This window comes from Anaerocolumna sedimenticola, from assembly GCF_009931695.1.
Taxonomy (GTDB): domain Bacteria; phylum Bacillota; class Clostridia; order Lachnospirales; family Lachnospiraceae; genus Anaerocolumna; species Anaerocolumna sedimenticola.
In genome coordinates, this window is the sequence record NZ_CP048000.1 from 3,174,573 (window position 1) to 3,186,750 (window position 12,178).

Consider the following 12,178-nt stretch of genomic DNA (forward strand, 5'->3'; position numbering starts at 1 on the left):
CTAAATTATATTTCCTAAATTTCTACGGAAAGGGTAACAGGTGGCAGGAATGTCAAATAAACTATTGGAAATCAATAATCTGCAGGTACAAGCAGAAGATAAAATTATATTAAATAACTTAAATCTTACGGTGAATCAGGGAGAGGTTCATGTAATAATGGGTCCGAACGGCGCCGGTAAATCCACATTAGGTTATACCATTATGGGACATCCGGGTTTTAAAGTAAACCATGGAAACATCTATTTTGAAGGAGAGGATATTACGGAAGAAAAAGCAGATGTCCGGGCTAAAAAAGGAATTTTCCTTTCTTTTCAGAACCCCCAGGAATTACCCGGTGTCACTTTGGAGAACTTTCTTAGAACGGCTCAGACGTCCGTTACCGGTAAACCCATCCGGGTAATGGCGTTTAAAAAGGATCTTAGTAAAACGATGGAAACCTTAAATATGGATAAGGATTATTCCACCAGATATCTGAATGTAGGTTTTTCCGGCGGGGAAAAGAAAAAATCAGAAATCCTGCAGATGTTATTACTGAATCCTAAACTAGCCATATTGGATGAAACGGACTCCGGACTGGATGTTGATGCTGTTAAAATTGTATCCAAGGGTGTAGAAACCTTTAAAAAAAAAATTCCATCGTTGTAATCACCCATAACACGAAAATCCTGGAGTATTTGCCGGTGGATAGGGTGCATATCCTGCAAAACGGAAATATAATAAAGTCCGGTGATGCCGCCCTGATCGATCAGGTAAATAAGAACGGATTCCGGGAACATTCTAAAAATTAAGTAGTTTCGTAATTGCCTTATAACTGAATATATTAGGTAATTGCGAAACTCCACTATGGTATATTTAGAAAACTATATAGTTTCACAATTTACCTAACTGAAATATATAAGAAAGAGGAATTCGTTATGGATATAGAGAGAAATAAAACCTATATTGAAGATATAGATCGGAGCATTTATGATATCAAAGATCAGGTCAAAGCTTCTTATACTTCCAAAAGAGGACTTACCTTTGGTATTGTGAATACGATATCCTTAGAGAAAAACGATCCAAAATGGATGAGGGAATTCCGTCAGGAATCCTTAAAAATATATAATAGTCTGGAGCTTCCGAAATGGGGTCCCAGTCTTTCGGGATTAAATATGGAGGACATTGTTACCTATGTACGGCCTGATACAAAGATGCAGGTAAGTTGGGAAGAGGTACCGGAGGATATTAAAAATACTTTTGAACGCCTTGGGATACCCCAGGCGGAAAGAACTTCTCTGGCTGGAGTAGGAGCACAATATGATTCGGAAGTGGTTTATCATAATGTTAGGGAAGAAGTAAAAAGTTTAGGTGTTATTTATACGGATATGGAGAGTGCCTTACGTGAGCAGGAAGATATGGTCAAAAAACATTTTATGAAGTTAGTACCGCCAAACTCCCATAAATTCGCTGCCTTACACGGCGCGGTTTGGTCAGGCGGCTCATTTGTTTATGTACCGCCGGGGGTATCCGTAGAAATTCCGTTACAGTCTTATTTCAGATTAAATGCACCGGGAGCCGGACAATTTGAACATACTTTAATTATAGTTGATAAGGGAGCCAGCCTGCATTTTATAGAGGGATGTTCCGCACCTAAATATAACGTAGCCAATCTGCATGCCGGATGTGTCGAATTATTTGTCGGGGAAAATGCCAGATTACGATATTCCACCATAGAAAACTGGTCTAAGAATATGTACAATTTAAATACGAAAAGGGCTATTGTGGATAAAGGGGGAACCATCGAGTGGGTATCCGGTTCCTTTGGCTCCCACGTCTCATACCTATATCCCACCAGCATATTAAACGGGGAAAATTCCAAAATGGAATACACAGGGATTACATTTGCAGGCAAAGGACAGAACCTGGATACCGGAGTATCGGTAGTGCATAAGGCCCCAAATACCTCATCCCATATGAATGCCAAATCCATTTCCAAGGATGGGGGATGGAGTACATTCCGGAGTGCTGTAATCGTCGAGGATGATGCTTCACACAGTAAATCCTCCGTATCCTGTGAATCCCTTATGTTAGACGGTAATTCCAGATCCGATACCATACCGGTTATGAATATAAGGAATGATGAAGTTGATATCGGCCATGAGGCTAAAATCGGAAGAATCAGTGATGATACGGTTTTTTATCTTATGAGCCGCGGATTAAGTGAAACAGAAGCAAGGGCTATGATTGTAAATGGATTTGCAGAGCCGATTGCGAAAGAACTGCCTCTGGAATATGCAGTGGAGATGAATCACTTAATACAATTGGAGATGGAGGGCAGTATCGGTTGAGTGTTCTGATAGTAAGGAGGAAAACAGATGAATTTACAATTAAATAACATAAATAAACTTCCGGTCAGAACATGGAGCTGGCTGGGTATCAATGAAGTATCCGTAAAGGAAAACATTCCTGAGGTTACGGCATATAATAAAAATCCGATCAAATCTGATAAAACAATACTTGATAATCTTATATTGCAGAATAGCCTTAATTCTGAAACTTTACTTTCATCAATAGAAACCGGAATGGAAGAGGATACGGTCAGATTTATTAAGAAATATAAAAACAGTGGAATATCCCTTTGCATACCGGAAGGAATCAGAGTAAAGGAACCAATCTATTTAGATTACCGACTGGATGAAACGAATTCTACCGTTGTAGATTTCAATCAGATTATAGCAGAGGAAAACAGTGAAGTTACGGTCGTTCTTTCCTATCGCTCCGACGAGGATAAAACGGTATTTCACAGCGGGTTAACATATCTATATGCCGGTAAAAATGCTGTTATTAATTTAATTCAGGTCCAGTTACTCGGGGAAAATGCAATTCATTTAAATAATGTAGGTGCCAAACTGATTGATGGTGGTACTGTTAGGTATACCCAGAGTGAATTAGGAAGCATTCAATCCTTAAGCAGTGTACATGCGGATTTATCAGGTAATAACAGCAGGATGGACATTAATACCATATTTTTTGGGGATAAAAACCACTCGTTGGATTTTAATTACGTAATAAATCATATTGGTAGAATGACGCATAGTGAGATAACGCTGAACGGGGCTTTGCTGGATCAAAGCAGTAAGGTATTCAGGGGCACTCTGGATTTTAAAAAAGGAGCCTCCGGTTCCGTAGGTCAGGAAAGGGAAAATACTCTGTTATTCAGTCCGAAGATTAAAAACATATCAGCACCGTTAATTCTATGTGCGGAAGAAAATGTTGAGGGTAAACATGCTGCTAACAGCGGAAAGATAGATGAAGATAAATTATTTTATATGATGTCCAGGGACTCGATGATATAACAGCGAAAAAACTGATGATAGAGGCCTGGTTTGATCCGGTTATCAGAGAAATTCCTTTCACTTCATTACAAATGGACATTACAGAATATGTGAAAGCGAGGTTAAACCATGTATAATCAATTCAGGCAAGACTTTCCTGTACTTAATAGTAATTTTCATGATAAACAACTTATTTACCTGGATAATGCGGCAACCAGTCAGAAGCCAAGTTCCGTATTACAGGCAGTGAAGGAATATTACCAGAAACACAATGCCAATCCTTACCGGGGATTATATGGATTAAGTGTGAAAGCTACGGATGCATATGAGAGCGCAAGAAAATTGACAGCTGAGTTTATTCATGCAGATAATCCGAGTGAAGTTATTTTTACCAGAAATACCACCGAAGCTTTAAACCTGCTTGCTTATAGTTATGGTAGATCGGTGCTGAAGAGCGGGGATGAAATTGTATTATCCATATCCGAACATCACAGCAATATTATCCCATGGCAGCAGGTAGCCAAAGAAAAAGGAGCCGTTTTAAAGTATCTTTATCTAAGCGATGACGGACGTATCATAGAGGAGGATTTGGAGAAGAAAATAACAGAACGTACTAAAATTGTTTCTATCGCCCATGTCTCCAATGTATTAGGTACAATTCACCCCATTGAAAAAATAATACAAAAAGCCCATAGCGTAGGTGCAGTTGCCGTTGTGGATACTGCCCAGGGGATTCCGCATTATCCGGTAGATGTACAGAAGTTGGATGTAGATTTTCTGGCTTTTTCCGGACATAAGATGTTAGCGCCTATGGGTATTGGCGTATTATACGGAAAAGAAAAATTATTAAATGCCATGCCCCCTTTTTTAACCGGAGGTGAAATGATAGAAATAGTGTCCGAACAAGATGCAACCTTTGCACCGCTTCCGCATAAATTTGAAGCAGGAACTCCCAATGTAGGCGGTGCTGTTGGATTAGCAGCGGCGATTGAATATATAAATCATATCGGTTATGAAACCATACAGAATATTGAGGAGGAATTAACCGATTATGCCCTGCAGGAATTAAATAAGCTTCCGGAAATAACTATTTACGGTGATAAGGTAAACTGCAGAAAACGATGCGGGGTTATTTCCTTTAATGTTAACGGGGTACATCCCCATGACACGGCGTCCATTCTTGACGGGGATGGAATAGCCGTCCGGGCAGGACATCACTGCGCCCAGCCGTTAATGAAATATTTGAATGTTCCGGCTACGTGCAGAATCAGCTTTTATTTTTACAATACAAAAGAGGAAATTAATCTATTTATTCAAAGTCTGAAAAAAGTAAGGAGGTTGCTAGGTTATGGGAATTGAACAGATATATACGGAAGTATTACACGAGCATACGAATTCCAAGCGGAATAAGCACCACATAGATAATCCTACCGTGAAAAGAAACGGAGTAAATCCAAACTGCGGAGATGAAATACAATTAGAAATGCGTTTAAAAAACGGTGTAATAGAAGATGCCGGTTTTACTGGCAGCGGCTGTGCCATATCCCAGGCATCAGCCTCCATCATGGTTGATCTGATTAAAGGAAAACCGGTGGAGGAAGCCATGAACTTGGCAGATACTTTTTTTGCCATGATAAAACAGGAAATTACGGAGGAAGAAAAGCTGGAGATTTTAGAAGATGCCGTTGCTCTAAAAGATATCTCCTATATGCCGGCAAGAGTAAAATGTGCCGTATTAAGCTGGCATACCTTAAAAGATTGCGTTGAAACGGATTAACAGCAGCCGGGCCTGAATTAGCATAGGAATATGAGTTAATTTAAAATTCAATAAATTCCTTGTTAATATCAGGCCCTTAACTTAAGGGGCTGTTTGGCATTATTTGATAGTATGTATTATGTATTTATATTAGTTAATTAAAATATTAATCTTCTAATTTAATTGCAGAAGCCGGACAATTTTCTTTGGCTTCCATTGCTTCGTTTCTATCCTCTTGTGAAACTTCGTCTACATAAACTTCTGCATATGCTTTCTTCGACATCTTGAATACCGTGGGACAAATGTCTGTACATAGGCCACATCCAATACATTCTTTTTTTACAATTACCGCTCTCATAACCTGGTCCTCCATCTTATTATTTATTTTGCCATAAGTCATGGCGATACCCCTCATTCCAAATGGCATAGTTAAAGAGAAAAATAGATAAAATATGTACTTTTACAAAATTATTTTATCAGAATCTATATTTATTGACAATAAATAGAATTTGTTATTTTTGATAAAATATGTAAATTTTGATATAATATATTAAAGTTAATTTTTTATTAATAAATGATTTTCCATATATATGATATAATGAAGCGGAATGTGGAATTACAAGCTAGCTTGTAAATTCCGATTGGAGCAACAAAATCATGAACGCAGGTTTCGTTCATGATATAATAATTCCAATGTAATTTAAGGAGGAATAGCATGACAACATTTGAAGAGTTATACCGCAGACTTGTAGAAGATTCTTTAATTAATTCGGATAAAAAACAGGACTTACAGGATTATGATCCCCATCATCTGGATTGTTTGTTACATCCGGATAAATATGCGCCTGTTATTAAAATCGGTAATTGTAATTGTCCGCCGGATAAGCCTTCTGCCTGTTCGGAAAGCTGTATCTTTAATGCAATCACAAAGGACAAAGACGGGGTTATTACTATTGATAAAGATCAATGTGTAGGGTGTTACGCATGTATAGATAATTGCAAATCTGAAAAATTAACGGCCAGCAGGGATATATTACCTGCTCTAAATGCAATCCGAACAGCAAATGGGCCGGTTTACGCGTTGATAGCCCCTGCATTTTTGGGGCAATTCAGTAATGATGTTACACCGGGTAAACTGCGTACCGCATTTAAGAAACTAGGGTTTGCAGGAATGATAGAGGTTGCACTTTTTGCAGATATCCTGACATTAAAAGAAGCATTGGAATTTGATAAAAATATACTTACCGAATCCGATTACCAGTTAACAAGCTGCTGCTGTCCTATGTGGATTGCTATGATTCGGAAGGTATATAACGAATTGATGCCCCACGTACCAGGAGCAGTGTCACCAATGATAGCCAGCGGAAGAACGATTAAAGTACTTCACCCGGATGCAATTACCATATTTATTGGGCCATGTTTAGCAAAAAAAGCAGAAGCCAGAGAAAAAGACATTGCAGATGCGGTGGATTATGTCTTAACTTTCCAGGAAGTACATGATATATTTGAATTTGCACAAATTGATCCTTCCAAAATGAAAGAGAGTGAGAAAGATCATTCTTCCAGAGCCGGCAGGATATATGCCAGAACAGGCGGTGTCAGTGAAGCGGTACAGAAAACCGTGGAACGCTTAAATCCGAACCGTAAAATTCATGTACGGACCCAGCAGGCGGACGGAGTACCGGCATGCCGTGAAATGATTAACCAGTTAAGAGATGGAAAAACGAATGCTAACTTTTTCGAAGGAATGGGATGTAACGGTGGATGTGTCGGCGGACCTAAAGTTATGATCGATCATCATGAGGGAAAGAAACATGTTAATGAATATGGTGATTCAGCAACCTATCCTACTCCTATAGACAATCCGTATGTAATTGAATTACTGCACAGGTTAGGCTTTGATACGGTAGAAAGTCTTTTGGAACACAGTGATATTTTTACAAGAGAGTTTAGTTAAATAGACTAGGGCTGTTTTAACAGCCCTTTTAAGATAGACGATACTTAATAAAGGATAAAATGTTAGTTATAGGGGAGGCATAAGAATGTTAGATAATATTATACATAGAAAAGAAAGACTGATTATTACAACGATTGAAATAATTGATGAACTAGGTTTACAGGGATTATCGACCAGAGAGATTGCGGGAAGACAAGGTGTCTCTGAAGCTACTATATTCAGACACTATAAAAGTAAAAATGAATTGCTGCTTGCTGTTTTGGAAAATTTTACTGAATTTGACCAAGATATTTTTCAGTCAATAAAGCTGAAAAAACTCCCGCCCAGGGAAGCAATCAATTTCCTGATACGCTCTCATGTTGAATATTATGAAAATTATCCGGCAATCACTTCTATATTATTAAATTTTGATGAATTAAGACATGAAAAGGTACTTGAGGATAAGGTAAATTGTATTATTAATAACCGTACTGAATATTTAAGAGAATTATTTGAAGAAGCACAAAAGCAGGAGAAACGAATCCTAATGTTAAGATTGATTTTATTCCGGATGTAATATTCGGATCCATTATTATGATATGCATGAAATGGAAGATGGATGGTCGGAAGTTTTCTTTAAAGGAAAGAATTTTATCAATGCTGAATCAAATTTTGGATGCTTTCTTAAAACAATAAAAATACGGAGCTTTATATGCTGCTGGCTAATCATTAGTTCAGCAGCTTTTTTGTTTTTTACTAATAGGTGACATAGTCACGGTTTCTTCCGCGATAGGATGATAAGATACTCCTATAAAATAATTTGCAAACAGTTGAATTCCACTATTATGAAATTATTCGGTGACTGCGGTTCTAATAAGTAATGCATTCATGCGTTTATGAACGTAAAATATGCATTATTTAAGCATGGCTTACAGTACTTTGTATCAACCAGCTCGAAATTCTGCGAATTTCTTGGGTGTCCTGAATAGATACAATTATAGTTCTTTTAGAACAATCGTAAGATATGGATTCAACCTATAGATGGAGGAAAATATGAATAAAATCATTGTTGTTGGTGGAGTGGCAGGGGGAGCTTCTGCCGCAGCGCGTCTTAGAAGATTAAATGAAAATGCCCAAATAATTATGTTTGAACGCGGGGAATATATTTCATTTGCAAACTGCGGTTTGCCTTATTATATCGGTGGGGATATAACTGATAAAGAAGCTCTTACCTTACAGACTCCGGAAAGCTTTCACAGCAGGTTTCGTATCGATGTAAGAAATTCACAGGAAGTTACTCATATTGATAAAACAAATAAAGTTGTAACGGTTAAAAATTTAAAAACCAATGAAACTTATGAAGAGAGTTATGACAAATTGATCTTATCCCCCGGTGCCGAACCGGCTAAGCCTGGTATAGCAGGTGCCGATAATTCCAAAGTATTTACCCTGCGCAATATTCCGGATACTTATAAAATTAAGGAGTATATTGATCAGGAAGATGTGCATTCAGCCGTTGTGGTCGGAGGGGGTTATATCGGAATCGAGATGGCAGAAAACCTTCGCAATGCAGGTTTAACAGTAACTGTTGTGGAATTTGCTGACCATGTGATTGCTCCGCTTGATTTTGATATGGCTGCAGATGTTCATAACCATATCAGAAGCAAAGGAGTAAATTTAATACTGAAAGATGGTGTTAAGGAAATACAAAATAGTGGAAATAAATTAAAAGTATTACTTGGTACCGGAGAAATTACCGCGGATATGGTTATTATGTCCGTAGGCGTAAGACCAGAGAGCTCCCTGGCGGTGGAAGCCGGTTTGTCGGTAAATAGCAGGGGGGCGATCCTGGTTAATGAGCATATGCAGACATCGGATGAAGATATCTATGCAGTGGGAGATGCAATTGAAATTAAGGATTTTGTAACGGGGGAAGCCGGTTATATTCCCCTTGCAGGACCTGCCAACAAGCAGGGAAGAATAGCAGCCGATCATATCTGCGGTATAAACAGTTCCTATCACGGAACACAGGGTACAGGTATTCTTAAATGTTTTGATTTAACCATTGCCACCACAGGGATAACAGAGACAAAAGCAAAACAATTAGGTATAAATTATGAAAAATCTTTTACGTATTCTAATTCCCATGCATCATATTATCCCGGAGCTGTCGGTATGTCCATTAAACTGATCTTTCAAAAAGAGGATGGTAAGGTAATCGGTGCACAGATTGTCGGATATGAGGGTGCAGATAAACGAATGGATGTACTGGCAACGGCCATTCGTGCAGGGATGACCGTATACGATCTGGCCGAATTGGAATTAGCTTATGCGCCGCCTTATTCTTCTGCGAAAGATCCGGTTAATATGGCAGGATTTACAGCAGAAAATGTATTAACGGGTAAAGTTAAAATATTTCATTGGCATGATGTAGAGAAACTACCAAGGGATGGCAGTGTTAATTTATTGGATGTTCGTACGGAATTGGAATATGAGAATGGATCCATAGATGGATTCAGGCACATTTCTTTGGACGAATTACGTGATAATTTATCAGAACTGGATAAATTAAAACCGGTATATGTAACCTGTCAGATCGGATTACGAGGTTATATAGCTTGCAGAATATTGGAGCAGTACGGATACGAATGTTACAACCTATCCGGTGGTTACCGTTTATATCATAGTATTTTTGATAAAATAACCATGGTGACCCGTGATGAAGAAAGAGCTGCCGATGATGAAATATTGTCAGCTGCAGCAATTACCGGCCAGAAACCGGATAAAAAAATAATAGAAATTAACGCCTGCGGGTTACAGTGTCCCGGCCCTATTATGAAGTTAGCTCAGGCTGTTAAGAATGCCAAAGAAGAGGATATTATTGAAATATCCACAACAGATACGGCTTTTGCGGCAGATGTGGATGCCTGGTGCAGGAGAACAGGGAATACTTTTATGGGTATAAATTCAGAGAAAGGTATAGCAAAGGCATCTATTAAAAAAGGCTGTTTAAATAAGCAGGTCGATAAGAATTGCAAGGACGTCCCATCGGAAGGAAATAATAAGAATATAATTGTATTTTCCGGTGATCTGGATAAAGCAATTGCTTCTTTTGTAATTGCCAATGCCTCTGCAGCAATGGGACGAAAGGTCAGTATGTTTTTCACTTTTTGGGGATTAAACATTTTAAGAAAACCGGAGAATGTGCCGGTGAAAAAGGATCTTATCAGTAAAATGTTTGGTTTAATGATGCCGAAAGGAAGTAAAAAGTTAACTTTATCAAAAATGAATATGGGCGGTATGGGAGCAAAAATGATTCGTATGGTGATGAAAAATAAAAATGTTGACAGTCTGGAAAGTCTTATTCAGGCATCCATTGATAACGGAGTTGAACTGATAGCCTGTACTATGAGCATGGATGTGATGGGGATTAAAATGGAAGAACTGATTGACGGAGTAAAACCAGGCGGAGCTGCTGCCATGCTTGCAAACGCAGAAGAATCGGATATGTCCTTATTTATTTCATAATTAATTTTTCCGGGCTAAAATTAGTTACCGCTAAATGGTCTGTTATATCTTTATAATAAACTTTTTCCGGGTATGATAATCCATGTATACATCACCGTTAACGTAAAAGCGGTGAAGTGTAGCAGAGACAATGGATTAGGATACCCGGATTTTTATATTCCATAGGATTAATTTTTATAATTTAAATTAAAAATAAATTATAATGCATATATCTTATAAATCCGGAAATACTAGTTTACGTAGAAAAAGGAGCAGATATTATGGAGATGACTTATTTAAGTATTATGAATAAAATTCAGACAGTAGATGAGCAGAATATATATGATAAATTAACTTTATTCATTGATATTCATCATCACCTATTAGAAGATGAGAGCCCGTCTAATTACTTGAACGAAGCATCTAATAAAAAAATATTTAAAGATGCTCCTTTTTCTATGTTAAATCGACTGAAAGAAACCAAACAGTCACCGATTCATCATCCTGAGGGAAATGTCTGGAATCATACCATGTTGGTGGTAAATGAAGCAGCCGGCAGAAAAAATAAAAGTAAAGATCCGGATGTTTTAATGTGGGCAGCTCTTTTACATGATATCGGCAAACCCGATACGACCAGGTACCGAAAAGGAAGAATAACTTCATATGATCATGATACTGCAGGAGAAGTTCTGGCTAAAGAATTTCTCGAATATTTTTCTTGTAAAGATGAGTTTATAGAGAAAGTAGTTAATCTGGTCAGATTTCATATGCATATTCTGTATGTACTGAAAGATCTTCAATTTGGTAATATCGAATTAATGAAAAAGAAGGTTGATCTGCATGAATTGGCATTACTGGGTTTATGCGACAGACTGGGAAGGCTTAATCCCAACAGGGAAGAGGAGGAAAAAAATTTAGACATTTTTCTCACTAAAGTAAACAATATGGAAAGGTCAGGTAAAACTTATGCCAAAAAATAAAGATAACAAAGGAAGAAATAACATAAATAAAAAGATCATCAATTAAAAACCAATGCGTCGGTTAGTAATAATAATGCAGAAAACAGTACTGCTGATAAAACAGAAAATAAAGCAAAAAATAAGGTGAAAAATTAATAATTAGTAATAACAAACACGCACGCGAACCGAAGAAACCCGGAAAGTGTTTCTTCCGGTTATGAACTTGATTTTTGCTAATTGATAAGTTTATCATTTAGCAAATACATAACTGTGTATGACTCGAAACAAAACAAAGTGATATTTACCTTTTTTCGTTACTGGATTTATGTATATAATTTCATCTCCATTTACAATTTTTGTAGAATCTATTATTATTTATCTAATCAAATTTATTTTAAAATTCCTGTTAAATTTCTGGTTTTAATTCCATTATTCTCTAAAATATATTGATAAACAGGCCTTTCTCGGTATTTTATTGTGCATTCTATTGTAGTGCAAGTAATTATTTTGTAAATATAAGATTATTCAAAGATATATTTGTTAAAATAGTATATAGATTATTTTTTTGATAGATTTATTCTATGAAATAGTGTATTATTAATCCCGTAGCTCCAAGTGGATTCGACAATCAATTGACATTAGAGTATTTTACTGATATGGAGCTGCTTATGTTCCTGACTATTGAAAAAGGTCAAATAATATTAT

The 12,178-nt window shown here is 37.2% G+C and carries 9 protein-coding genes and 1 pseudogene; 9 read left to right on the plus strand and 1 reads right to left on the minus strand.

Annotation, left to right across the window (positions count from 1 at the left end; genetic code table 11):
• Positions 1-49: 49 nt before the first annotated feature.
• From sufC to sufU, 5 genes and pseudogenes are all read left to right on the plus strand, one after another.
• A pseudogene (gene sufC, locus Ana3638_RS14040) lies at positions 50-789 on the plus strand (Fe-S cluster assembly ATPase SufC).
• Positions 790-915: 126 nt separating this feature from the next.
• Positions 916-2,328: a Fe-S cluster assembly protein SufB gene (gene sufB, locus Ana3638_RS14045; RefSeq protein WP_161838588.1), complete on the plus strand. Its 1,413-nt coding sequence runs from the start codon at positions 916-918 to the stop codon at positions 2,326-2,328.
• A 27-nt stretch (positions 2,329-2,355) separates the two neighbouring features.
• On the plus strand, positions 2,356-3,336 hold the full coding sequence (locus Ana3638_RS14050) for a SufD family Fe-S cluster assembly protein (protein WP_161838589.1): 981 nt from the start codon (positions 2,356-2,358) through the stop codon (positions 3,334-3,336).
• Between the two features lie 108 nt (positions 3,337-3,444).
• Positions 3,445-4,674, plus strand: coding sequence for a cysteine desulfurase (locus tag Ana3638_RS14055; protein WP_161838590.1), 1,230 nt, complete (start codon positions 3,445-3,447; stop codon positions 4,672-4,674).
• Positions 4,664-5,092 carry a Fe-S cluster assembly sulfur transfer protein SufU gene (gene sufU / locus Ana3638_RS14060; protein ID WP_161838591.1) on the plus strand — a complete coding sequence of 143 codons (429 nt, stop codon included), beginning with the start codon at positions 4,664-4,666 and terminating at the stop codon, positions 5,090-5,092. The genes Ana3638_RS14055 and sufU overlap by 11 nt, the downstream gene beginning before the upstream one ends.
• Positions 5,093-5,237: 145 nt before the next feature.
• Here the strand turns inward: sufU and Ana3638_RS14065 are convergent, their stop codons facing one another.
• Positions 5,238-5,471: a ferredoxin gene (locus Ana3638_RS14065; protein ID WP_202621499.1), complete on the minus strand. Its 234-nt coding sequence runs from the start codon at positions 5,469-5,471 to the stop codon at positions 5,238-5,240.
• Between the two features lie 315 nt (positions 5,472-5,786).
• On the opposite strand from Ana3638_RS14065, the gene Ana3638_RS14070 reads away from it, so the two are divergent.
• The 4 genes from Ana3638_RS14070 (at position 5,787) to Ana3638_RS14085 (ending at position 11,494) form a co-directional block, all read left to right on the plus strand.
• On the plus strand, positions 5,787-7,028 hold the full coding sequence (locus tag Ana3638_RS14070; RefSeq protein ID WP_161838592.1) for a [Fe-Fe] hydrogenase large subunit C-terminal domain-containing protein: 1,242 nt from the start codon (positions 5,787-5,789) through the stop codon (positions 7,026-7,028).
• An 85-nt stretch (positions 7,029-7,113) separates the two neighbouring features.
• Complete coding sequence (locus tag Ana3638_RS14075; RefSeq protein ID WP_161838593.1) at positions 7,114-7,584, plus strand: TetR/AcrR family transcriptional regulator; 471 nt, start codon at positions 7,114-7,116, stop codon at positions 7,582-7,584.
• Positions 7,585-8,060: 476 nt separating this feature from the next.
• Positions 8,061-10,535: an FAD-dependent oxidoreductase gene (locus Ana3638_RS14080; protein WP_161838594.1), complete on the plus strand. Its 2,475-nt coding sequence runs from the start codon at positions 8,061-8,063 to the stop codon at positions 10,533-10,535.
• A 260-nt stretch (positions 10,536-10,795) separates the two neighbouring features.
• Complete coding sequence (locus Ana3638_RS14085) at positions 10,796-11,494, plus strand: HDIG domain-containing metalloprotein (protein WP_246240238.1); 699 nt, start codon at positions 10,796-10,798, stop codon at positions 11,492-11,494.
• Positions 11,495-12,178: the final 684 nt, after the last annotated feature.